This is a genomic window from Pseudomonas syringae pv. coryli str. NCPPB 4273 (genome assembly GCF_000972175.1).
GTDB classification, from domain to species: Bacteria; Pseudomonadota; Gammaproteobacteria; order Pseudomonadales; family Pseudomonadaceae; genus Aquipseudomonas; species Aquipseudomonas syringae.
Genome location: NZ_AWQP01000054.1, coordinates 48,738 through 71,605 on the forward strand (window position 1 = coordinate 48,738; position 22,868 = coordinate 71,605).

At 60.3% G+C, this 22,868-nt stretch carries 20 protein-coding genes; 3 read left to right on the forward strand and 17 right to left on the reverse strand.

The window, feature by feature from the left end; all coding sequences use genetic code 11:
- Positions 1–22 precede the first annotated feature (22 nt).
- The 12 genes from P406_RS21135 to P406_RS21190 all read right to left on the reverse strand — a co-directional run bounded on the left by P406_RS21135 (position 23) and on the right by P406_RS21190 (position 11,312).
- Positions 23–448 carry a DUF350 domain-containing protein gene (locus P406_RS21135; protein ID WP_046237283.1) on the reverse strand — a complete coding sequence of 142 codons (426 nt, stop codon included), beginning with the start codon at positions 446–448 and terminating at the stop codon, positions 23–25.
- A 13-nt stretch (positions 449–461) separates the two neighbouring features.
- Positions 462–1,127: a DUF2491 family protein gene (locus tag P406_RS21140; RefSeq protein ID WP_046237284.1), complete on the reverse strand. Its 666-nt coding sequence runs from the start codon at positions 1,125–1,127 to the stop codon at positions 462–464.
- Between the two features lie 84 nt (positions 1,128–1,211).
- On the reverse strand, positions 1,212–1,766 hold the full coding sequence (locus P406_RS21145; RefSeq protein ID WP_046237285.1) for a rhomboid family intramembrane serine protease: 555 nt from the start codon (positions 1,764–1,766) through the stop codon (positions 1,212–1,214).
- Between the two features lie 30 nt (positions 1,767–1,796).
- A complete protein-coding gene (locus tag P406_RS21150; RefSeq protein WP_046237286.1) occupies positions 1,797–2,504 on the reverse strand; it encodes a PspA/IM30 family protein in 708 nt (235 codons plus the stop codon).
- Positions 2,505–2,530: 26 nt separating this feature from the next.
- On the reverse strand, positions 2,531–3,184 hold the full coding sequence (locus P406_RS21155) for a YjfI family protein (RefSeq protein ID WP_046237287.1): 654 nt from the start codon (positions 3,182–3,184) through the stop codon (positions 2,531–2,533).
- A 390-nt stretch (positions 3,185–3,574) separates the two neighbouring features.
- Positions 3,575–6,241, reverse strand: a complete 2,667-nt coding sequence (gene pepN / locus P406_RS21160; protein ID WP_046237288.1) for an aminopeptidase N — start codon at positions 6,239–6,241, stop codon at positions 3,575–3,577.
- A gap of 12 nt (positions 6,242–6,253) precedes the next feature.
- Positions 6,254–7,087 carry a DUF2797 domain-containing protein gene (locus tag P406_RS21165; protein WP_024639083.1) on the reverse strand — a complete coding sequence of 278 codons (834 nt, stop codon included), beginning with the start codon at positions 7,085–7,087 and terminating at the stop codon, positions 6,254–6,256.
- The gene (locus tag P406_RS21170; protein WP_003368468.1) at positions 7,084–7,344 is read right to left on the reverse strand and encodes a YeaC family protein; all 261 of its coding nucleotides are present in this window, start codon (positions 7,342–7,344) and stop codon (positions 7,084–7,086) included. Before P406_RS21170 ends, P406_RS21165 begins: the two co-directional genes overlap by 4 nt.
- A gap of 28 nt (positions 7,345–7,372) precedes the next feature.
- Positions 7,373–8,245, reverse strand: a complete 873-nt coding sequence (locus P406_RS21175; RefSeq protein WP_003415704.1) for a rhomboid family intramembrane serine protease — start codon at positions 8,243–8,245, stop codon at positions 7,373–7,375.
- Between the two features lie 2 nt (positions 8,246–8,247).
- On the reverse strand, positions 8,248–9,213 hold the full coding sequence (locus P406_RS21180; RefSeq protein WP_003409653.1) for a metallophosphoesterase: 966 nt from the start codon (positions 9,211–9,213) through the stop codon (positions 8,248–8,250).
- Entirely contained in the window at positions 9,213–10,103 is an 891-nt protein-coding gene (locus P406_RS21185) for an NAD(+) kinase (RefSeq protein WP_003409651.1), read from the reverse strand. The genes P406_RS21180 and P406_RS21185 overlap by 1 nt, the downstream gene beginning before the upstream one ends.
- A 141-nt stretch (positions 10,104–10,244) precedes the next feature.
- Complete coding sequence (locus P406_RS21190; RefSeq protein ID WP_003409649.1) at positions 10,245–11,312, reverse strand: GGDEF domain-containing protein; 1,068 nt, start codon at positions 11,310–11,312, stop codon at positions 10,245–10,247.
- Positions 11,313–11,683: 371 nt separating this feature from the next.
- Here P406_RS21190 and P406_RS21195 point away from each other — a divergent pair, with 371 nt between their 5' ends.
- Positions 11,684–12,667 (forward strand): DUF1853 family protein, encoded by a 984-nt coding sequence (locus P406_RS21195; protein WP_046237301.1) that lies wholly within the window; start codon positions 11,684–11,686, stop codon positions 12,665–12,667.
- Here P406_RS21195 and P406_RS21200 read toward each other — a convergent pair.
- From P406_RS21200 to P406_RS21220, 5 genes are all read right to left on the reverse strand, one after another.
- Complete coding sequence (locus P406_RS21200) at positions 12,633–13,913, reverse strand: arsenic transporter (protein WP_046237289.1); 1,281 nt, start codon at positions 13,911–13,913, stop codon at positions 12,633–12,635. The two genes, P406_RS21195 and P406_RS21200, sit on opposite strands and share 35 nt — an antisense overlap.
- Positions 13,913–15,121 carry an MFS transporter gene (locus P406_RS21205; RefSeq protein WP_046237290.1) on the reverse strand — a complete coding sequence of 403 codons (1,209 nt, stop codon included), beginning with the start codon at positions 15,119–15,121 and terminating at the stop codon, positions 13,913–13,915. The genes P406_RS21200 and P406_RS21205 overlap by 1 nt, the downstream gene beginning before the upstream one ends.
- A gap of 492 nt (positions 15,122–15,613) precedes the next feature.
- Positions 15,614–16,951, reverse strand: coding sequence for an MFS transporter (locus tag P406_RS21210; RefSeq protein ID WP_046237302.1), 1,338 nt, complete (start codon positions 16,949–16,951; stop codon positions 15,614–15,616).
- A 148-nt stretch (positions 16,952–17,099) separates the two neighbouring features.
- On the reverse strand, positions 17,100–18,044 hold the full coding sequence (locus tag P406_RS21215) for a 1-aminocyclopropane-1-carboxylate deaminase/D-cysteine desulfhydrase (RefSeq protein ID WP_046237291.1): 945 nt from the start codon (positions 18,042–18,044) through the stop codon (positions 17,100–17,102).
- A gap of 84 nt (positions 18,045–18,128) precedes the next feature.
- Positions 18,129–20,168, reverse strand: coding sequence for an NADPH-dependent 2,4-dienoyl-CoA reductase (locus P406_RS21220; RefSeq protein ID WP_046237292.1), 2,040 nt, complete (start codon positions 20,166–20,168; stop codon positions 18,129–18,131).
- A 207-nt stretch (positions 20,169–20,375) separates the two neighbouring features.
- On the opposite strand from P406_RS21220, the gene P406_RS21225 reads away from it, so the two are divergent.
- Positions 20,376–21,509, forward strand: coding sequence for a carbon-nitrogen hydrolase family protein (locus tag P406_RS21225; protein WP_046237293.1), 1,134 nt, complete (start codon positions 20,376–20,378; stop codon positions 21,507–21,509).
- Between the two features lie 2 nt (positions 21,510–21,511).
- Positions 21,512–22,552, forward strand: a complete 1,041-nt coding sequence (locus P406_RS21230) for an AraC family transcriptional regulator (RefSeq protein ID WP_046237294.1) — start codon at positions 21,512–21,514, stop codon at positions 22,550–22,552.
- Positions 22,553–22,868 lie beyond the last annotated feature (316 nt).

The window sequence follows — 22,868 nt, forward strand, 5'->3', positions numbered from 1 at the left end:
GTCTCCTTGTTCAAGGCTGCCGTCAGACCGACGGGGTCATGCAGGCGGCGTTGAGAAGACCGACGCTGATCGCGACGCTGGCCGAATAGATGGCCGCCGCCATTTCGCCCTTGGCGATACGCGTCGACAGGCCCTTGAGCACCAGGCTGGTAACGCCGAACGCCAGCAGTTGCACAACGGCGGCAATCACTGCCCAGACGACCACATCCAGGATGCTGATGCTGTAGCTGATGATGTTACTGGCCGGCAGCGCGAAACCGATCAGCGAACCACCCAAGGCCAGCGCAGCGGCACTGTTGTTCTCGCGAATCAGCGCAAATTCCTTGTGTGGCGTGATCCGGCTGTAGATGAACTGGAACAGCGCGAACAGAATCGCCGCCACCAGGATGTACATGACGAAGCCGAACACAGCGGTGGCATTGAGCGACATACGCAGCGCGTCGATCATGAGGATTTCCTTGTCAAAGAACGTTGATATCAGTGGATTGCAGCGTGATGCCGACCGCCGTGGTGAGCGTGATGCTGCCCTCCTCGTCTTCCTCTACGGAAAACAGCAGAAACTCACGGCGGTTGATCAGTCCCGTCTCGCGGGCGTACAGCATGCTCAGGTGCTTGACGCGATAAGTCGCGTCAGGACTGACGATGTCTTCATCGAGTGGCGTCAGTTCGGTCTGGCCGGGTGAAGTCCCCCATTGCCGCTCGAAGACCTCGCCATCGTGCTCGTAGGTCGGCAGGCCGATCTTCGACGACGGGCCGGTCAGGCGCAGCAATTCATCCTTGCTGGTGATCGGCTCGGCACTGTAATAGCCGAACAGGATGATGTCCTGTACGTCTTCCGGGTTGGGGCCGTCGCTGACCACTTGCAGAAAGTAGTCCTCGTTATCGAGGTAGAAACGATGCAGCGCCATGGATTGGCCGAGATCGATATGCCCTACGGACCAGACCTTTTCATCGCCCGGGACGACCACTTCCGAGTGACCGTCGAGCAACAGCTTCAGTGAACTGTCCAGGCATAGCATGCGTCCGGACGCCAGCCCCAGCGGACTCACCGTGCTGACCGGTTGTGCGCCATCGCGGCCTGATACCTTGGGGGCTTCCAGGCCCATGGCCCGTTTGAACCAACTCATAATCCATTTCCTTGCAGTGACGGGTGACGATATAAAACGCTCTTCAAGCGCAACAGGCGCACTGCCTGCGCGCGTGAGACTGACTCACTTCTGCGCCAGCAATGCCCTGGAGTGCATCAGCCAGGCCACACAAACGCCCGCAAGTGCACCGGCGATATGTGATTCGAACGACACGCCGGCCACCGGAACGAAGCCCAATACCAGCCCGCTGTAAGCGGCCAGCACCAGCAGCGCGATCAGCACGCTGGCGATACTGCGCTGATACCACGCCCGCGCCAGCAGATAAGCCCACAAACCAAAAATCAGACCGCTTGCGCCGACATGGATATTGCTGCGACCGAAGCTCCAGACCAGCAGCCCGCCCAGCAGGCAGATCAGCCCGGCGACCCATGCGTAACGCCTGACACCCTCGGTCGCGACCAGCCAGCTCAGCACAATGAACGGCAACAGATTGCTGAGCAAGTGCTGAATCGACCCGTGCAGAAAGGGCGCAAACACAATGCCACGCAACCCGGTGAGGCTGCGCGGCATGATACCGAACTGGACCAGACTGTTGCCGGTGACCGAGTTGATTGCCTGTACCGCAATCAACACGACCGACAGGACGAGGATGACCTTGAGTCGTCGGGAAAACGCCATGCACCACCCTCGCCTGCCTTGTTGCAGCGCTTACTGAGCCGGCGTCTGATTTTTGGCTTTCAGGCGCGCCAGTACATCCTGCGCACCGCCGCTTTTGGCACCGATCCCGGCATCCTGCAGACGACGCTCCAGATCGCTACCGCTGGACTGGCTGGCCAGCTCTTCAGCCGCTTCGAGCTTGGCGTCCTGTTCATCCTGACGCTGCTTGAGGCGTGCCAGCGAGCCGACTGCAGTTTCCACAGCGCCGCTGGCGCCACCGGTTGCAGTGGCCGTTGCCACGCGGGCCTTTTGCACGGTTTCACGGGCCTTGGCCATTTCGACCTGCTGCTTGAGGCTCTTGATTCGTGACTCGGCCTTGATGACCTGCTCCTGCAACAGACCGACCTGCTTGTTGAACTGCTCGGCCAGCTCCTGCTCCTGATCACGCAGGGCTTCGATTTCGGCGATCTTGTTCGCGCACTCTACGGCCAGGGCTTCTTCACCCTTGTTCAGGGCCTGCATGGCGCGACCTTCCCAGTTGGCGATGCTGGTGGCATGTTCTTCAAGGCGCTGTGCAGACAGCTTGTGCTTGGCCTTGATAGTGATCAGCCCGTCGCGGGCCTTGACCAGCGCGTTCTCGGCGTCGCGGATTTCCTGGTCCAGGATGCGGATGGCATTGGCGTCGGCAATCGACTCGCCCACTTCGGAAGCACCACCACGAACGGCGGTGACCAGTTTTTTCCAGATACTCGTAGTCATGAATGTTCTCCGCCTGACAGCGCTGTTCAGTAGATGAAATGATCTTCAAAAGCGTCGGCCGCACGCATCACGTTATCCGCGAGGGTGAGGATTTCCTGCACGATTACGGTGAGCGACGAGGCAGCGCTCAGTGCGCCGAACAGGCAGTAGACTTCCTGATCGCCGCCCAGCTTTTCGATGCCGATCGAGGACAGTGGAAACAGGTCGCGGCTGCGCAGGACAACGTCGTTGAAGGCTTGCACGTTCTTGACCTTGTTGACTTCAATCAAGGTCGCGTCAGCCAGAATCTGCTCGCCTTCCACCGCGATATAGATTGGCAGGTCGCCGTGACTGGCCATTTTCAGCTTCATGCCCGCCGCATTGCCTTCAATAGCGCTCATTTCGACCTGCCCATGACTTACCAGGTCCAGTTCGGAAAAAGCCTTGTGCAGTGAGCTGATGGTCCAGTGGGTATTCTCGGTCATGAAGTCCTCCAGTTTTATTCTGTCGCCCAAAAAGGGCTGTCTTAAGGCTTTTTCGATCCCCCGCAGGGCATCGACATTTTCGGGCCGGATCCAGAATTCGCGCTTCACCAGCCCCGCCTCCTTGAGCCGCTGACGCATTTCACGCATGTAATCGGTGGAACTCTTGGAAACCTTGGCCGGGACCGCTGCGTTATCGCCCTGGGTCTTACGAGGCATTGGCGCTTCCCTCTGTTGCTGGCCGTGGATCAGGTGAGCAACGTAGCAGATGTTTCTGAAGATAGATATGTATCACATGTGAGATTTTAAGGATCGAATTCCTATCGTCGCTAAACAAAACGAGATGAACTCTGAAAACCGCAAGGCTGAAACCTTGGTAACTGGATAAACACCAGTCTCTGTGGGAGCGAGCTTGCTCGCGAAGGCGATGGTTGCAACGCCTTTTTTCGTGGACTGTACCGGCACCTTCGCGAGCAAGCTCCCACGAGATTGGCGTATTGCGATGAACGCTTCGAGCATTGGCACGCGAATCAAAAAAGGCGCTATCCACGTCAGCAGATAGCGCCTTCCTTCTGAGCGCCCATCACGCACTCAGCATGGCATCAACCCTCATTCCGCCAGGCTTTTGCTCACCACTTCATACACGTCCGCAGACAGTTTGCCGGAGGCGAGGATGCGCTCCAGCTCGGCTTTCATCAGTGCCTGACGGGCGCTGTCGTATTTGCGCCAGCGGGTCAGTGGTGCCAACTGACGCGAAGCGATCTGCGGATTCAGCGCGTTCAGCTCGATGACCAGGTCCGCCAGGAAGCGATAGCCGGAGCCATCGGCCGCGTGGAAGTTGACCAGGTTCTGCCCGGCGAAGGCACCGATCAAGGCACGCACCTTGTTCGGGTTCTTGATGCTGAAGGCCGGGTGCTTCATCAGTTCCTGCACGCGCTGCAGGCCGCCCGGCAGGGTGCTTGCCGCCTGGACGCTGAACCACTGATCCATGACCAGTGCATTGCTCTTGAAGTTCTCGGCAAACACGGCGAGCGCCTTGTCGCGCTCGGCAGTGAACGGCGAATTGACCAGCACGGCCAGCGCAGTCAGACGCTCGGTCATGTTGTCGCTGGTATCGAACTGATCAATGGTGGCTGCCAGCACCTCCGGCTTGCCGCTGAGCATCAGGTAAGACAGCGCGATGTTCTGCAGGGCACGACGGGCAAAGTGTGCGGCTTCGGCCACATAAGGCGTGACCTTCGACACTTCACGGTTGGCCTGATAGCGCGCCAGCAGCCCATCGAACAGCCCCTCTGCCAACTGCTGACGGGCAAAATCGCGAGCGGCGTGAATGGCATCGACATCGGCCACTTCGCTGATTTCTGCCAGATAAGCCTCGCCCGGCAACGAAAGCATTTCCGCGACCATCGCCTGATCCAGATGATCATCCGCCAGCACGGCGCCCAGTGCGGTAATCAGACGCTGATCCATGACCAGTGGCTGGCCTTGCTGATGCTGGCCGATCAGTTCCTGCAACACCTGAACCGACAACTGCTGACCGGCATCCCAGCGATTGAAACCGTCGCTGTCGTGCTGCATCAGGAACATCAGTTGGTCGCGGTCATACGGGAAGCTCAGCTTGACCGGTGCAGAGAAGCCGCGCAGCAGCGAAGGCAGCGGCTTTTCGGCTACATCGACGAAGGTGAAGGTCTGCTCGGTTTCGGTAACCGACAATACCCGCGTGGTGCCGGTCGCCGTCGTTTCGTTCGCCAGACGCAGGGCAATCTCGCCACCCTTGCTGTCCAGCAGCCCCAGTTCGACCGGGATCACGAAGGGTTGCTTCTGGTCGCCAGGCTGGCCTGGTGTGGTCGGGCAGCTCTGGCGGAAGGTCAGGCTGTAGGTTTTAGCTGCAGCGTCGTACGACTCGCTGACCGCCAGACGTGGCGTGCCCGCCTGGCTGTACCAGCGCTTGAACTGGGTCAGATCGACGCCATTGGCGTCTTCCATGGCCTTGATGAAGTCGTCGCAGGTCACGGCCTGGCCGTCGTGGCGCTCGAAATACAGATCGCTGCCCTTGCGGAATCCTTCAGCCCCCAGCAGGGTGTGAAGCATGCCGACCACTTCCGAGCCCTTTTCGTACACGGTCAGGGTGTAGAAGTTGGAGATTTCGATAAAGCTGTCCGGGCGCACGGCGTGCGCCATCGGGCCTGCGTCTTCGGCGAACTGGTGGGTACGCAGGTAGGCAACGTCCTGAATACGCTTGACCGTGGCCGAGTTCATGTCGGCCGAGAAACCGGCGTCGCGGTACACGGTGAAGCCTTCCTTGAGCGACAGCTGGAACCAGTCACGGCAGGTCACGCGGTTGCCCGACCAGTTGTGGAAGTATTCGTGGGCGACGATCGCTTCGACACGCTGGTGTGCGGCATCGGTCGCCGTCTCGGCGCGCGCCAGCACGGCGCTGGAGTTGAAGATGTTGAGGCCCTTGTTTTCCATCGCGCCCATGTTGAAGTCGTTGACCGCGACAATCATGAAGATGTCCAGGTCGTACTCGCGACCGTAGGTCTCTTCGTCCCAGCGCATGGACTTTTTCAGGCTGGTCATGGCGTGCTGGCACTTGTCGACGTTTTCTGGCTCGACGTAGATGCGCAGGGTCACGTTCCGCTCACTCATGGTGGTGAATGTGTCTTCGATACACCACAGATCACCGGCCACCAGCGCAAACAGGTAGGCCGGTTTCATGAACGGATCTTCCCACGTCGCCCAGTGCCGGCCACCCCCTTCTTCGCCGCTGGCCACCGGGTTGCCGTTGGACAGCAGGATCGGGAAATCCTGCTTGTCGGCGCTGACGGTGGTGGTGAACTTGCTCATCACGTCAGGACGGTCGAGGTAATAGGTGATCTTGCGAAAGCCCTCGGCCTCGCACTGGGTGCAGAACATGCCGCTGGACTTGTACAGCCCTTCCAGTGCGGTGTTGGATTCCGGATGGATGCGCACGGTGCTGTCGACTGTAAAACTGTCAGCCTGTGGGTGCAGGGTCAGATGGTCGTCGGTCAGCTGATAATCCGCAGCGCTCAGCTCGACATCGCTCAGCTTGACCGAAACCAGTTCCAGATGCTGACCGTCGAGCACCAGCGGTGGCAGGCCTGCGCCACGCTCGGGGTTGCGGCGCATGACCAGCTGCGCGTGGACCAGCGAGTGGTCGTCGAACAGTTCGAAGGTCAGGTTCGTCTCATCAATGAGGTACTCGGGAGCCTGGTAATCCTTCAGGTAGATCATTTTCGGTTGTTCGGTGCGCATGCTGGAATCCTTCTACTGATGCACGGCCAGCTGATAGGCCGTGTACTTGCGAATATTGATCACGCCCGTGTCGAAAATCAGGTATTGGCCCTTGATCCCCAGCAGCGTGCCTTCGGCAATCGGGTTCTTGTCCAGATTGAAGCTGACAATCTTGGTCGGATACGCCTCGACCGGGTAACGAAACTCGACAGGCTCGGCGTCATGTAGCAATTGGATGGCCTGCAGCCCGAATCGTTCTTGCAATCCCAGCAGCCCTGCGCCGCAACTGTCGAACAGCTCCTGGCGAATGGCCTTGAGGTCGACAGGTTGAGCGTCGCCCTTGAGCAAGGCACGCCAGTTGGTGCGATCGGCCACCTGGCTGCGCAGCAGGTCTTCGACGAAGCCGGACTGTTGACGGGTTGCCACGCGCAGGATCGGCAGTGCCTGGCTTGCGCCCTGATCCAGCCAGCGGGTCGGCAACTGCGTTGAGCGGGTAATGCCGACCTTCACGCCTGACGAATTGGCCAGGTAAACGATGTGATCGGTCATGCAGAACTGCTCGCCCCACGCCGGATCACGGCAAGTGCCTTGATCGTGATGGCATTTCTCCGGGCTCATGATGCACAGGTCGCACTGCGCCAGCTTGAGCATGCACGGGTAGCAGTAACCCTGGCTGTAGCTGGACTTGGTCTTGCGCCCGCAATGACTGCAATGAATGGCGCCGAGAAACTCCAGACGCAGCGTCTTGCCGATCAGCGGGTTGACCGCGATCTCGGTCTCACCGAGGCGAAAAGCGTATTGCACACACGACGTGTCGTCCTGACGCGCCGACATTTTGTTGACTGCTCCGCGACCAATTTCGATCAATGAATAGCATCCGATTTGAACAGGATATTGGGCACCGGGGCCGATTTGGAGGCGCATTCCTGCGGCCCCATGTAGCCGGTGCGCTGGTCTTCCGGCAGGTTCTGCGCTTCCCAGGCGATCAGCGCCTGCAGGGACAGCTCACGTTGTTCCTGAGTGAGCTTGCGACCGTCGGACCATTTGCCGATTTCCACCGCCAGTTTCAGGCTCTCGTAGATATCCGGGGTGATGTTTTCGATCATTTCTATAAAAGACGACATGGCGCACTCCAGAAAATAGCGGGTAATTCTAGGCCTTGCGGCGCGCAATCGCACCACCCAGCAGCCCGGTGACACAACCGATGATCAGCCCGCCGACATGCGCACCGTTGGCGATTTCGCCGAAGCCGAGCATGCTCACCAGCCCGGACAGGCACAGCGCCAGCCAGACCAGCATCATGATCAACACGCCGCGCGGCAGGCGGTAGACCGGGTTGGGCGCCAGCATCTGGAAAATCCAGCAATGCCCGAGCAGGCCATACAGCACCCCGGACAGTCCGCCAAACAGGCTTGGGCCGCTGAACAGGTATTGCACATAATTTGAAACCGCCGAAAACAGCAAGGTCAGCAACAGCAGCGACAGGCTGCCCTGACGAATTTCGATCCGCCGCCCCAGCTCCCAGAACCACATGCCGTTCATGGCCAGGTGCAGGATGCCGAAGTGGATCAGCATGGGCGAGATGATCCGCCACCACTGTCCGGACGCGAGGCTTTCGGACAACGGCAAAAACGTTGCGTACTCGCCATTGATGCGAAAATCCTGAAAGGTCAGCCAGCGGACGGCTTCGAGGTTATCGCCCAGCAGCGTCAGACCGGCCACCAGCAAGGTGACCAGCAACACCAGGGCCGTCACCGGACTGCTGCGTAACTGCTCGATCAGGCCGGGCGGCTTGTAGGTGACGCTTCCGCTGTCTTGCGTCAGTTGCACGTGCTCGTCACCTTCGGGAAAGCGCGTGTACAACTCGCGTACTTCTTCGACCAGTCGCGGCGCGTCCGGCACCCACAGGACTTGCTCGCCAGCCTCTTCACTGACCCGGTGAGGGATCTGCAAGCGCAGCAACAGCCTGACAAAACCGCTCAGGTCGGTGGTCAGCGGCAAACGCAGGACAGCTACAGGACTCATTCTCAAACCTCGGGACGCTGCACGTCGACCCAGACGAATTTGTCCGGATCGATCTGTGTTTCCTGGTCCAGCCGATAGGCGACCAGTTTGCCGTAGAGCACGGCGCTGTAATCCAGGCAGGCCAGGTTCGGCCGGATAGGCGCAGGGATGCCGCTACGCCAGTAATGACCGACAAACAGCAGCGGCTCATTGATGCCATACCGCAGCAAGGCGTTTTTTTCCGACGTGGACAGCGGCGTCTTGGCGACCCCTTCGGGCAAGGCGTCCGGCTGAAAGACCACGTCGCCGTAGGTCTGCGGATCATCCTCCCAGAACTTGGTGCGGAAGAATTCGCGGGTCAGCCCATCACCGCCAGTCAGGGTCAGGCCATGCGGCAGGCGCATGTCGGTGCCACGCAGCAGACGGTTGAAGACATTACTGGCGAAACTGCCGGGCACTGCCGACGCCTGAACGAAATGCTTGTCGATACACCCCGTGCCATGCAGGCCCCGCAGCGGATCGATCAGGGTCGCATCCCAGCAGGCATGCACGACCCTGAAGCGACCGGCATCGAGGTACAGCGGTAGCTCGTAGAACCAGTTGACGAACTCGCTCCACTCATCCGGATACTGCTCGAACTGTGCCAGGGTCTCGCCGATCAGCCGCGCATGACGCGGGGTGTGCTCGCGCACGAACTGGTGACCGCTTTCGGACAGGGCCGGTGTCACCCAGCCCAGCGCGTTGAACTCGTGGTTGCCCATGATGCACAACGCCTGACCGGCCTGAACCATGTCGCGGACGATGTGCAGCGATTCGCGAATACGCGGGCCGCGGTCGATGATGTCGCCGAGGAAAATGACGATGCGCTCGGGATGGCGCCACACGCCAGCCTGCAGACGGTAACCGAGAAGCTCCAGCAAGTGCTCGAGGGTATGGGCACACCCGTGCACGTCACCGATCAGATCATAGCCACGCGCCGGATCGAGCATTAATCGCCCCCGCCGCCGAGCTTGCTGCCCCAGCCGAGTTTGGTGCGGCAAACCTCGTAATAGTTGTGATCCAACGGATGGATCAGCCGCAGTTTCTGCGGCTTCTTGCTGACCGTAATGGTGTCACCCGGCGCACAGGTGAAGTGATTCTGACCGTCGCACGACACTTGCGGGTAAATGGTCATGTCCTTGGACACCACGATTTTCAGCTCGCTGTTGCCGTCGACCACGATGGGCCGCCCGGACAAGGTATGCGGGTACATCGGCACGATGACGATGGCGTCGAGCTTGGGGTGCATGATCGGCCCGCCTGCCGACAGCGCGTAGGCCGTCGAGCCGGTCGGCGTGGCGACGATCAGGCCGTCGGCCTTCTGACTGCACACGAACTGACCGTCGATGTAGATCTCGAACTCGATCATGCGCGTGGACTTGCCGGGGTGCAGCACCACGTCGTTGAGCGCATCGCCCTGACCGATGGCCTCGCCGTGGCGACGCACTTCGGCCTGGAGCAGGAAGCGGTTTTCAACCAGGTAATGCCCGTCGAGCACTTCGGCGCATTTGACCTCCAGCTCGTCGGGGCGGATGTCGGTCAGAAAGCCCAGGCTGCCACGGTTGATGCCCAGCACCGGAACGTTATGCCGGGCCAGTGCCCGCGCCGCGCCCAGCAGGCTGCCGTCGCCGCCGACCACAATGACCATGTCGCAGACCTCGCCGAGCATCTTGCGCGATGAGGTCTGCAGGCCATGACCGGGCAGGACCTCGGCGATCGTCTCTTCGAGAATGACGTGCAGGTGGCGGTCCAGCAGGAATCTCTTGAGTCGGCGAACGGTCTCGAGCACCTGAACACTGCCCAGGCGACCGATGATGCCGATATTGCGAAATTGCTCCATGAGGCTCCTGCTGCGGGTTCGAGACGACTTTAAAAACGTGATTATGGGCGAAAGGGCCTGATCGCAGCAAACCGGGGTTTAAAAAGGATTTCGCGGACCTTGCAACAGGGTACGGGCAGCGCGATAAAGTCCGATGCCCGCCTACCGTGTCAGGGCGCGGGTTTTATCGCATTCCATACTGATGCCGCCCGCCTGATGGCCGCCTATCTGCGCACCTCGCCAGAATGCCCGGTCCTTGCCGCCCCGCTTGGCCTGATACAAATTGATGTCGGCAGTCTTGAGCACTTCCGAGCTGTCCGCTGCCGCAGGGATGTCTGCCAGCCCGGCACTGCAGGTCAGCGGGCTGACAGCGAGGGCTTTTCTGATGCACTCCAGCAGGTTCAACACATAATCCCGAGCATCATCTTCGCTGCACATTGGCAGGATCACGCCGAACTCCTCTCCGCCCATTCGTCCGAAGGCGAGACTGCCCACGGTCTTTTGCAAGCAACCAGCCATCACGCGAAGTGCCTGATCACCGGCGTCGTGGCCGAATTGATCATTGATTGTTTTGAAGTCATCAATGTCGAGCATCAGAAAATAACCGGCCGAGTTATTCAGCACATGATTATCCAGTGCCTGCATCAGTGCCCGGCGATTCAATATAGCGGTCAGGTCATCGGTCAGCGACAGTTCGCGAAACTGATGTTCCAGACTCAATACCGTACGAAGTGTGCGCGTGTAAGTATGATTCATCACACTGCCCAGACTGACCGACGTGATAAAGAACAGCGTCATGAACAGAGTCGCGACACTGTCGGTATCGACCCCCTGCGCGGGAGAGAGAATACACCAGGCGAGTACCGCCACCAGCAGATAATCCCGGGTATACACCACTAACAATGTCGAACACAGGATAATCATCACGGCGACCGAGAGTGACCAGTTGATGTCCGTGCCGGTGCGCAAATGGCCCGCCCTTGAAAAGCACAGTGCCACAATGATCACGAATGCCATGCCCACACAGCGCCAGACCCGGAAGTCGGCTGCACGGTATTGCCAGGCGCACGCCCCCAGCAGGCCAAGGGTCAGCAGTATTTCCGGCAGACCGAATTGCAGATACGGCGTGAACGACAGAACAACCAGCCAACAAACGATGGCAATACATTGCACGCGCGCAATGGCGGGTGAGAGCAGTTGTTTTATCCGGGTCTGCATGTCACCGTTCATAGAAAACTCCAGGCATCCGATTTGCCGAGTCGACTATCCGCCGCATGAAGACCACCTATAATTAAGCAGCCCAAGCGTCGACCGACTGATTGAATGACGTTCACCACAAGGTGACCACAATTGAGACAGACCGGCCAATGAACATGATTGAACAGTGCCTGAATTGTTTGACGCAAACAATATACTGGATATGAATGACAGTTTGCACAAAGAGAAGGCCACTGATAGTTTTCGATAACCTTTCGTTATTCGATGAACATCCTGTCGCACGTCATACGTCATACGTTGTCTTCGAAGCAGAAACACCACCGCGAATATGCCGCTTGCCGAACACCCTGTCTGTCAGCGGCGACTCACGCTATCCTCAGCGCATGACTCTATTTCCCGGCCTGATCGATCTCCCCCGCCAATTGCGGCATCCCGAAGTGCGCGACCTTGCCTGGGTGATCCTTGCGCCGCCCATGCTTGAAACTGCACCCTGGCCGCAGCGCCATCCACTGGCGGGCAGCGACTGGGTAAAAGCCCCACAGCAACTGGCGGATTTTCTCTGGCAACTGGACAGCGACAGCCGCCCGCTCGAAAACTGGCTGGCGCAGGCCAGCGCACGAAGACTGGGGCGCTATTACGAGCGGCTCTGGCAATTCGCCGTACAGCATGCGCCGGGGGTGGAAATAATCGCCGCCAACCTGCAGATCAAGCTTGGCAGCCAGACGCTGGGCGAGCTGGACATGCTGCTGCGTGATGGTGACGGCGTGCACCACGTAGAGCTGGCGATCAAGCTCTACCTGGGGCCGCAGGACGGTGATGGCAGCGATCCGGCGCACTGGCTGGGGCCTGGCTGTCAGGACCGGCTGGACCGCAAGCTGACCCATCTGAGCCAGCATCAGTTGCCGATGTCGGCACGTCCGGAAAGCCGTGCGACGCTGGCAGCGCTGGGGGTCGAGGCGTTCAGTGCGCGGTTGTGGCTGGGCGGCTACCTGCTGTATCCGTGGCCAGGCTCATGCCAATCGCCCGCCGGCGTTCATCCGCAGCACCTTAAGGGTCGCTGGCTGCATCAGCGTGACTGGAAGTCGTTTCAGGCGCAAAGCCACCCTGGACGCTGGCAGCCCCTGCCGCGCCATGCCTGGCTGGCGCCGGCACTCTACAATCAGGCGTGGAGCGATCATCAGTTGCACGAATGGCTGAGTGAACTCGACCCGCTGGCCCCGGCGCAGCTATTAGTGCGCCTCAGGGAAAATGCAGAGGGCCACTGGGAGGAAGCCGAGCGGCTGTTTCTGGTGTCGGACATGTGGCCGAACCTGGCCGACACCAGTCATCCGCTCAACTTAACCGCAATGCCAGCGCAGCCAGTGTGACCAGCAGGACAGGCACGGTCAGCACGATACCGACCTTGAAGTAGTAGCCCCAGCTGATAGTGATGCCCTTGCGCTGCAGCACATGCAGCCAAAGCAGCGTGGCCAGGCTGCCGATGGGAGTGATTTTCGGGCCGAGGTCGCTGCCGATCACGTTGGCGTAGATCATCGCTTCCTGGATGGCGCCGCTGGCATGACTTGCGTCGATGGACAGCAGCCCGATGAGTACCGTGGGCATGTTGTTCATGATCGAAGACAGGAACGCCGTCATCACACCGGTGCCCATCGCCGCGCCCCAGATGCCATAGCCCGCGAACCAGTCCAGCAGATTGGCCAGGTAATCGGTCAGCCCGGCGTTACGCAGGCCATAGACCACCAGGTACATGCCCAGCGAAAAGACCACGATGTGCCACGGTGCTTCTTTCATCACCTTGCGCGTCTTGATCGTATGCCCTTTGGCAGCGATGCCCAGCAGCAACACTGCGCACACCGACGAGATCGCACTGATCGGGATGCCCAGCGGCTCAAGGGCGAAACAGCCCAACAGCAAAATCACCAGCACCGCCCAACCGGCCAGAAACGTGGCCCGGTCATGGATAACCGTTTCCGGCTTGTCCAGCTGCTCGGGCTCGAACTCGGCGGGAATATCCCGACGGAAGTACCACATCAGCACGGCCAGGGTGGCGGCGACACTGGCCAGATTCACCGGCACCATGACCGCTGCGTAACGGTTGAAACCGATCTTGAAGTAATCCGCCGACACGATGTTCACCAGATTCGAGACCACCAGCGGCAGGCTGGCCGTATCGGCGATGAAACCGGCCGCCATGACGAACGCCAGTGTCGAGGCAGGCGAGAAGCGCAACGCCAGCATCATGGCAATGACGATCGGGGTGAGGATCAGCACGGCACCATCGTTGGCGAACAAGGCGGATACCAGCGCGCCGAACAGCACGAACAGGGCAAACAGACGGCGTCCGTTGCCCTTGCCCCAGCGCGCCACATGCAGCGCTGCCCAGGCAAAGAAACCGGCTTCATCGAGCAGCAGCGTGATGATGATCAGCGAAATGAACGTTGCCGTGGCATTCCAGATGATGCCCCACACCACAGCGATGTCACTGACGTGCACGACGCCTGTCAGCAACGCCAGGATTGCCCCGAGTACGGCGCTCCAGCCTACGCCCAGACCCTTGGGTTGCCAGATGACCAGCGTGATGGTGAACAGGAAAATCAGCGTTGCTATCAGCATTATTTGGTCCGAGGCAGAAGAATCGCGAGGATGCCGAGCAGCGGCAGGTAAGAGCACAGCGTGTAGACGAACAGGATGCCGTGGCTGTCAGCCAGATAGCCGAGCAAGGCAGCGCCAATGCCGCCGAAGCCGAACATCAGGCCGAAAAACAGCCCGGCGATCATGCCCACGTTGCCAGGCACCAGCTCCTGGGCGTAGACCACGATGGCGGAAAAGGCCGAGGCCAGGACAAAGCCAATGATCACACTGAGTACGCTGGTCCAGAACAGATCGGCATAGGGCAGCGCCAGGGTGAACGGCGCAGCACCAAGAATCGAGAACCAGATCACCGCCTTGCGGCCAATGCGGTCACCGATCGGCCCGCCGAAAAAGGTCCCCGCCGCCACGGCGCCCAGAAACAGGAACAGGTGCAATTGCGAGCTGGCAACCGACAGGTCAAATTTCTCGATCAGGTAGAAGGTGAAATAGCTGGTCAGGCTGGTCATGTAGAAGAACTTGGAAAACACCAGAAACGCCAGCACTGCCAACGAGGCGATCACGCGCTTTCTGGACAGACCATGAGTGGCGGCCTGACCGGCCTTGAGCTTGAACAGGTTGAGGTGCGCGCGATACCAGCAGCTGATTGCGTACAGCAGCCCCAGCGAGAACAATGCAAACAGGCCAATCCAGGCGACATTGCCCTGGCCGAACGGGATGATGATCGCCGCCGCCAGCAACGGCCCGAACGCCGTGCCTGTATTGCCACCGACCTGAAAGGTCGATTGCGCGAGCCCGTAGCGACCACCGGAGGCAAGTCGCGCGATACGCGAGGCTTCCGGGTGGAACGTCGAAGAGCCGATGCCGATCAACGCGGCGGCCAGCAGGATCAAGGGGAAGCTGCCGACCATCGACATCATCACGATGCCGATCAGCGTGCAGATCGATCCGACGGGCAGTACCAGCGGGTTGGGATGGCGATCAGTGTAATAACCGACCCAGGGCTGCAGCAGCGAGGCTGTGATCTGAAATGTCAGGGTAATCAGGCCGATCTGGGTGAAGCTCAGGTCGTAGCTGGCCTTGAGCATGGGGTAGATCGACGGAAGGATGGCTTGAATCAGGTCATTGACCAGGTGCGCGAGGGCAACGGCGCCGATGATGCGCATCACCAGCGGGCTGGCTTGAGGGGTGGTCGAGGCCTTCGCCGTCGCGGGCGGAGCACTGGTCGCCATGGTATTTATCCGTAAAAGGGTTCGCGGTTCGCCCGGTACGGATGATTACAAGATGTGTCACGCGTACCGGGGCGCGCCAATGTGCCATTTTTCGGGGCGACTGTGCCACGTTTTGTTGCGTTTTTGCTGACGGGTCGGAAAGTGCTCTGCCGGGCATGGCTCTTTCCTGTGTCTGACTATCGTGCCGATGCTCCGCGCTCAGCGTTATACACACATCTGTTTTTGATTCTGGCCGAAGGCCGTGGGAGCGAACTTGTTCGCGAAAGCGCCGGTACAGTCACCGAAAATACATCGTCTGAACCGACGCCTTCGCGAACAAGCGAAGCGTCGCCCGGTCTGCTCCCATGCTCTGCGGGCAGGAGCCTGAAAGCGCCGTCCTCCCGGCTCTTCAGCACTTAAGTATAAAGATGAGCGTTCCGCGTGGTAATGCAGTTCGTGACGCTCCGCGTCACACAGCGTTCTGCGATGTGAGCGATGTTGTGGCCCTAGTCTTCAGGCAATTGACCCCACCACCGGCTCCTCGCTTGCAACAGGTACATCATGCAGCGAGATTTTCGAGGTTTCCGGCAGGGCCATGCCGCCGGCCATTGCCAGTGCTGCCACGGCGATGAGGTAGAACGCGGGCGACAGGTTGCTGCCGGTCATGCTGATCAGCCAGGTTGCCATCAACGGCGCGGTGCCGCCGAACAGGGTGTAGGCCATGTTGTAGGTGATCGCCGAGGCGGTGTAGCGGGTACGGGTGGGGAAGGTTTCGGACAGCAGTGCCGCTGTTACCACGCCGCATAGCACTGCGCCCACGGCGAGCAGCATGACGCCGATGATCGAGGCGATGAAAGAGCCGGAGCTGGCCATCAGGAATGACGGAAACACCACGACCATTAACAGGATGCAGGCCGTTGCCATGGTGGCGCGGCGCCCTACCCGGTCCGAATAGGCACCGGCCAGTGGGCAGAGGGCGGCGGCGAAGGCCAGAGCGATCAACGAGACCAGCAGCGCCGTTGCCCTGCTCAGTCCACCGGCCACTTGCAGGTAGGTCGAGAAATAGGTGGTGAACATGTAGAACGACAACGCCGTTAATGACACGAATGCACCCAGACAGCACATCGCGGCGGCATGATGGCGCAAGGTGTCCTTGAGTGGCGAGTGAGCAACAGCGTGCTCTTGAGCCACCGCCTGAAACGCCGGGGTCTCATCGAGCTTCCAGCGCAGGTACAGCCCGACCAGCCCAAGCGGTGCAGCAATCAGAAACGGCAGACGCCAGCCCCAGTTACCCATGGCCTCAGTCGACAAAAACGACTCCAGCGCATAGGCCACCACTGCCGCGGCAGCGAACGCGGAGAACGTCGAAACCGGAACGAAGCTGCCATACCAGGCACGTTGCGTGCGTGGTGCGTGTTCCATGAGGTAGGCGCAGGCACCGGCATACTCCCCGCCGGCGGAGAAACCCTGCGCACAGCGAATGATGGTCAGCAGCACCGGCGCCATCACACCGATCGCGGCATAGGTCGGTAACAGGCCGATCAGTGTGGTTGCACCGGCCATCAGCAGGATGGTCATCGCCAGGGTTTTCTTGCGCCCGATCCGGTCACCCAGCATGCCGAAGAAAATCCCGCCCAGCGGTCTGAATGCGAAGGCCACGGCGAACACGGCAAAGGTTTTCAACAACGCTGCACTGCTGTCGCCGGAGGGGAAAAACTGCAATGCGATCGTCGTCGCCAGAAAGCCATACACGGCAAAATCGAACCACTCGACGAAGTTGCCGATGGCCGCAGCAACGATGACTTTTTTCAGCGTGGCAGGATCGACTTGCTCTACGGTAGTAGTTGTCATGGCGGGCCTCGGCGTCTTGATCTGGAATGGATCGATTATCGAGACAGCGACCCGGATGCCCCTCTCCAGAAGTGTCATCCACGTAGTCAGGGCCGACGTCTTGTCATCGAACTGCGCAGGATTCATGCCAAAGGCTCTGCCACGTGGTTTACAGGCACATGGCGCGTCGTCCCTGAAGGCCTCCGGTGTGAACGAAGACCAGGCGCGTGCCGGGCGCGAAACGACCGGCCAGCACCTCATCATGCAGGGCCAGCAACGCCTTGCCGGTGTACAGCGGTTCCAGAGGTATGCCGCTCTGTGCCTCGCTGCCGGCAATGAAGTCGAGCAGCGCCGCGTCGGTTCTGGCAAAACCGCCGCGGCTGGCATCGAGCAGAATACAACCGGGAGGCAAGCACGGCTTGACATCGGCCTGAGCCTGCGCAGCCTCATTCAGCACCGCGATAATGTTTGGCGCGACCCCGTGATCCTCGGGCACAGCCATCGCTCCGTACACCGGACGGGCGCCCGCCTCTGCCAACAGCAAGCCGGCCAGCGTGGTGCCGGTGCCTGCTGCCAACCACCATCCGTGGTAATCGTCCCAGCCCAGATGCGCGAGCTGCGCGTCGAGCATTGCCCGCAGCCGACCGCACCCCAACGCACCGGCAAGCCCGCCACCGCCTTCGGCAATCGGATAAAGACCTGGATAGCGGGCCTGCCACGGCAACCAGAAGCCCGTAGCATGCCGCTCGCGATAACCGGCGTAACCCAGCCAGTGCAGTTGCATGCCGAAAGCCTGCAGATCGAGCACCGTCGGCGTCTGCTGAGCATGACCGCGCAACAGGCCGACCGTCGGGAAACCGAAGCGTTTGCCTGTTGCGGCCAGAGCATGCAGATGATTGGAGTGTGCACCACCAAGGCTGATCAATCCCTCGGCACCCGAATCGACAGCCAGGCTCAGGTGCTCGCTGAGCTTGAACCATTTGTTGCCGCTGATCAGCGCGTCGATGAGGTCCAGGCGCAGGATCGCAACCTCGACCCTGGCTTTTTGCAGCCAGGGCAGGTTCAAGCGTTCAAGAGGAGCAGTGGGTTGCCAGCCAAGGGCATCGAGCATCATGCGCCGCAGTTTACAGCCAAGCCGTTTCCGGGTCTTCGCCGGTCAGCAGGCTGAGTTGCGAAACCCTTGATCAGGCGTTGTCTGTCACAGGGTAGCGGCCAGGCGTGAGCCCTGGTCAATAGCCCGTTTGGCGTCCAGCTCTGCGGCAACATCCGCGCCGCCGATCAAGTGCACGCTTTGCCCGGCATTGAGCAGATCGTCATACAGTTCGCGTAACGGGTCCTGCCCGGCACAGATCACCACGTTATCCACCGCCAGCAGCTTTTCCTCGCCATCTTCGCCAATGCGAATATGCAGCCCTGCATCGTCGATTTTCAGGTACTGCACGGCATTGAGCATCTGCACCTGTTTGTTCTTGAGCCCCGTGCGGTGAATCCAGCCGGTGGTCTTGCCCAGGCCGTCTCCGACCTTGGAACTCTTGCGCTGCAAGAGAAACACCTGGCGTGCCGGCGCGTGGACTTCGGGCTTGACCCCGGCGACACCGCCACGAGCCTGCAAGGTCGTGTCGATGCCCCACTCTTTCCAGAAAGCCTCGCGATCCAGACTGGTGGCCACGCCTTGGTGCACGAGAAATTCCGACACATCGAAACCGATGCCACCTGCACCTATCACTGCCACGCGGCGCCCGACCGGCTTGCGCTGCAATATGACGTCCAGATAGCTCAACACCATGGGGTTATCGATGCCGGGGATGGCCGGCGTGCGCGGCGCGATGCCGGTCGCCAGAATCACCTCGTCAAAGCCTGCGCCCAGCAAGTCTGCGGCCTTCACCCGATTGCCGAGGCGCAACTGAACACCGGTCTCCTGCACTTTGTTGCGGAAGTAACGCAGGGTTTCGGCAAACTCCTCCTTGCCCGGCACGCGCTTGGCGATATTGAACTGGCCGCCGATTTCGCTGGCCGAATCAAACAGCGTCACCTCATGCCCGCGCTGTGCGGCAACGGTTGCCGCGGCCAGACCCGCAGGACCGGCGCCCACTACCGCAATTTTCCTGACCTGCAGGGTGGGCGGGTAATTGAGCTCGGTCTCGTGACAGGCACGCGGATTGACCAGACAGCTGGTCAGCTTGCCGCCGAAGGTATGGTCGAGGCAGGCCTGGTTGCAGCCGATGCAGGTGTTGATGCGTTCGGCATGGCCGGCAGCAGCCTTGTTGACGAACTCGGGATCGGCCAGAAACGGACGAGCCATCGAGACCATGTCTGCATCACCTTCGCTGAGAATGCGCTCGGCGACTTCCGGGGTATTGATGCGGTTGGTGGTAATCAGCGGGATGCTCACCGAGCCTCGCAGTTTGGCAGTGACCTTGCTGAACGCGGCGCGCGGCACCTTGGTGGCGATGGTCGGAATGCGCGCTTCATGCCAGCCGATGCCGGTGTTGATCAGCGTCGCACCGGCCTGTTCGACCGCCTTGGCCAGCTCGACGATTTCTTCCCAACTGCTGCCGCCTTCCACAAGGTCGAGCATCGACAGGCGAAAGATGATGATGAAGTGCGCCCCGACCGCTTCACGCACGCGCCTGACGATCTCGATCGCCAGACGCATACGGTTTTCATAGCTGCCGCCCCAACGGTCGGTCCGGTGGTTGGTGTGCGCGGCCAGGAACTGATTGATGAAGTAGCCTTCCGAGCCCATGATTTCGACACCGTCATAACCGGCGCTGCGGGCCAGCGTTGAACAGGTCACGAAATCGGCGATCTGCTTTTCGATGCCTTCTTCGTCCAGCTCTCGCGGCGTAAACGGGTTGATCGGCGCCTGAATGGCGCTCGGCGCAACCTGCTTGCGGCTGTAGGCGTAACGACCGGCATGGAGGATCTGCAGGCAGATCTTGCCGCCAGCCTCGTGCACCGCACGCGTCACGATGCGATGGCGATCCGCTTCTTCGGCGTTGGTGAGTTTTGCCGCGCCATCGTAGACACCGCCCTCTTCGTTGGGCGCGATGCCCCCGGTGACCATCAGCCCGACCCCGCCACGGGCGCGCTCGGCAAAATAGGTCGCCATGCGCTCGAAGCCGCCCGGCCGCTCTTCAAGACCGGTGTGCATCGAGCCCATCAGGGTGCGGTTGCGCAAGGTCGTGAAGCCCAGGTCCAGCGGGGCCAGCAGGTGCGGATAATGAGCAGCAGTCATGGCGAAGCTCCATCGAGTCAATCACGGAATAGCAAGGACCTCTGCGGGTCCTCTGGTTCATGGGCAACAGTAAAGACGCATCCCGCCACACACTCAATGACCGAAAGTGACAAGTTATTGATCCAAGCGCGCAGTGGCACTTGGCAAGTGCCCGACGCCGCCCTACCCTAGTCGACAATTCCCCGATGGCCGTCATTCGATCTTTTTATGCGCAAATTCTTCGCCATCTGCCTGCTTCTGCTGAGCGTTGCCAGCCTCGTCAGCTACGCAATCTGGACCGATCAACGTCCGGCGGGTCACTACCTGTCCGATCTGCGCATTCGTCTGGCCATCAATGAAGGCCAGCCCGGTGAACGCGGCAACCTGCTGGGGATCGAGCCCGAACTGTTTCCGACTGATTACCAGAACACCGAGCGACTGCACCGCAAGCTCGCTGCTTATCTGCAACAGGCCCGTGACAAGGGGCTGATCAACCCACGCACGGTGGTGGTACTGCCGGAACATATCGGCACCTGGCTGTTCGCCAGTGGCGAGAAGGATCAGCTCTATCAGGCTGCCACGCTGGATGAAGCCATGAAGTGGCTGTCGTGGAGCAATCCGCTGCAATTCATCAAAGCGGTGCTGGGGGCCGAAGGCCGGGACCGTCTGGATGACGCCCACTTGCGGATCAAGGCCCGATCAATGGCGCGGGACTATCAGACACTGTTTGGCGGTCTGGCCAGAGAGTTCGGCGTCACACTGGTGGCCGGTTCAATTGTGCTGCCCGATCCCAGTGTTGAAGGCGGTCAGCTGAAAGTCGGTAGCGGCGCCCTGTATAACAGCAGTCTGACATTTGGCAGCGATGGCCTGCCACTGGGTCAGCCGCAACGTCAGTTGTACCCCGAGCGCTATCAGAAGCGTTATGTGCGCACGGCAAGCGACGCGCCGTTGAATGTGATCGACACCCCGGCCGGGCGTCTGGGAGTGCTGATCGGTAGCGACAGCTGGTACCCGGAGAATTACGCGCGCCTGAACCAGAGCGGTGCGCAACTGATTGCGGTGCCGGCCTTTGTGATCGGCAAGACAGCCTGGTCCGAAGCGTGGCGCAAACCCCGGCATTCAGACATCGACGTACCGACCGACACGTCTAGCGAGGGCGAAGCCTGGCATCACCTGACATTGACCGGGCGTGCTCCGCAAAGCACTGCGCAGGCGGGGATCAGCGTGTTCATGCGCGGGCAGTTCTGGAATCAGGGCGTGGCCGGGCAAAGTTTTGCCAGCCACGCAGGACAAACGATCGCCGAGCCGCAGCCGGAAAATGCTGCCGCTGGCGGTGCGCGCCTGATCAACCTCTGGCTTTGACGATGCCGACCCTGACGCTGCGCCTCGGTGATCTGTCGGTGGGTTTCATCCAGAGCCTGACCGATGCGGTCAACAGTTTCGACAGGAACCCTGACGCGCTGCTGGAGCAGTACGGTCTTGACCCGATTCGCCTGAGCCAGGCGCGGGCGCGGCTGTCGATCCCGCGCTACATGCGCCTGGGGCATTCTGCCATCCAGCTGACCGGCCAGCCCGGACTGGGGTTGCGCATGGGCCAGCTCAGTCGTTTTGCGCAGGCAGGTCTGGCCGGTATCACCGCGGCCCAGGCACCCAACGTGCGCGAGGCGGCGCGCACGCTGATTCGCTTTGAACCCTTGTACGGTTCCAATTATCGCGGCCAGTCGAGTTTCCACGAGGATGCCGGCGGCGCCTGGATGCGCTTCTATTCAATCAGCCCCTATAACGCTTACAACAGGTTTGTGGTGGACTCGATTTTAGCTGGCTGGCTGGCTCAGCTTTCGACGCTGGCAGGTACAGAGCTGCGCGCGCAACGCGTCGAGATCGAATTCGAGGCGCCTGACTATGCCGCGCAATACGCCGCATTGAGTGATAACCCGGTGCTGTTTGGCGCGGCGACCAATCAACTGCGTCTGGACCAGACCAGCCTGGCATTGCGCAACCCGGACCATTGCCCAAGTACCTGGCGGCACCTGTTGCAGTTGTGCGAAGGTGAACTGGAGCAACAGACCCGCACCCGCAGCCTGCGTGAACGCATCATTCAATTGCTGGGACCGCTATTGAACGGCGGAAGTGAACCGGATCTGGAGGAAGTGGCGGCAAGGCTCAAACTGCCGACCTGGACGTTACGCCGCAAGCTGGCCGAGGAAGGCACCTGCTTTCGCGCAGTGCTCAATGACACACGGCGCGATCTGGCGATGACTTACATTCGCGACACTGAACTGGCGTTCGGGGAGATCGCCTACCTGCTGGGGTTCGCTTCTGCCGAAGCCTTTCAACGCGCCTTCAAACGCTGGAACGGTCAGACTCCGGGAGAGTTCCGCCGCAGCCAGCGTCAAAGCGCATGAAGCCGTTCACAGTTCGGTAGCGTCGTCGGCAGGCTCTACCGGGTCCAGTTCCGATGCACGGTATTCAAGTAGTTCTTCCTGGTATTCGTCCATTTCTTCGCCCTCTTGGCTGAGTGAGTGGGGTGATAATCAAAGCTGAAATAACTGACCGCAAGATCAACATTAAAGTGCCAATGTGAAATAAAAATGTTGATTCCTGTCAAACAGACGAAAAAGACCGTGGCCGATTCAGTAGTCCTCTCACCTCTGTAGCGGACGGGCGCTATTGACTTGCATGCCAGTGTCGACCTAACCTCCTGCTCATGAACCTCATCAA

Bases quoted from the DNA above. Each gene is read 5' to 3' on its own strand.
- P406_RS21135 (WP_046237283.1), bottom strand. From the start codon at position 448: ATGATCGACGCGCTGCGTATGTCGCTCAATGCCACCGCTGTGTTCGGC.
- P406_RS21140 (WP_046237284.1), bottom strand. From the start codon at position 1,127: ATGAGTTGGTTCAAACGGGCCATGGGCCTGGAAGCCCCCAAGGTATCA.
- P406_RS21145 (WP_046237285.1), bottom strand. From the start codon at position 1,766: ATGGCGTTTTCCCGACGACTCAAGGTCATCCTCGTCCTGTCGGTCGTG.
- P406_RS21150 (WP_046237286.1), bottom strand. From the start codon at position 2,504: ATGACTACGAGTATCTGGAAAAAACTGGTCACCGCCGTTCGTGGTGGT.
- P406_RS21155 (WP_046237287.1), bottom strand. From the start codon at position 3,184: ATGCCTCGTAAGACCCAGGGCGATAACGCAGCGGTCCCGGCCAAGGTT.
- pepN (WP_046237288.1), bottom strand. From the start codon at position 6,241: ATGCGCACCGAACAACCGAAAATGATCTACCTGAAGGATTACCAGGCT.
- P406_RS21170 (WP_003368468.1), bottom strand. From the start codon at position 7,344: ATGTCGTCTTTTATAGAAATGATCGAAAACATCACCCCGGATATCTAC.
- P406_RS21175 (WP_003415704.1), bottom strand. From the start codon at position 8,245: ATGAGTCCTGTAGCTGTCCTGCGTTTGCCGCTGACCACCGACCTGAGC.
- P406_RS21180 (WP_003409653.1), bottom strand. From the start codon at position 9,213: ATGCTCGATCCGGCGCGTGGCTATGATCTGATCGGTGACGTGCACGGG.
- P406_RS21185 (WP_003409651.1), bottom strand. From the start codon at position 10,103: ATGGAGCAATTTCGCAATATCGGCATCATCGGTCGCCTGGGCAGTGTT.
- P406_RS21190 (WP_003409649.1), bottom strand. From the start codon at position 11,312: ATGAACGGTGACATGCAGACCCGGATAAAACAACTGCTCTCACCCGCC.
- P406_RS21195 (WP_046237301.1), top strand. From the start codon at position 11,684: ATGACTCTATTTCCCGGCCTGATCGATCTCCCCCGCCAATTGCGGCAT.
- P406_RS21200 (WP_046237289.1), bottom strand. From the start codon at position 13,913: ATGCTGATAGCAACGCTGATTTTCCTGTTCACCATCACGCTGGTCATC.
- P406_RS21205 (WP_046237290.1), bottom strand. From the start codon at position 15,121: ATGGCGACCAGTGCTCCGCCCGCGACGGCGAAGGCCTCGACCACCCCT.
- P406_RS21210 (WP_046237302.1), bottom strand. From the start codon at position 16,951: ATGACAACTACTACCGTAGAGCAAGTCGATCCTGCCACGCTGAAAAAA.
- P406_RS21215 (WP_046237291.1), bottom strand. From the start codon at position 18,044: ATGATGCTCGATGCCCTTGGCTGGCAACCCACTGCTCCTCTTGAACGC.
- P406_RS21220 (WP_046237292.1), bottom strand. From the start codon at position 20,168: ATGACTGCTGCTCATTATCCGCACCTGCTGGCCCCGCTGGACCTGGGC.
- P406_RS21225 (WP_046237293.1), top strand. From the start codon at position 20,376: ATGCGCAAATTCTTCGCCATCTGCCTGCTTCTGCTGAGCGTTGCCAGC.
- P406_RS21230 (WP_046237294.1), top strand. From the start codon at position 21,512: ATGCCGACCCTGACGCTGCGCCTCGGTGATCTGTCGGTGGGTTTCATC.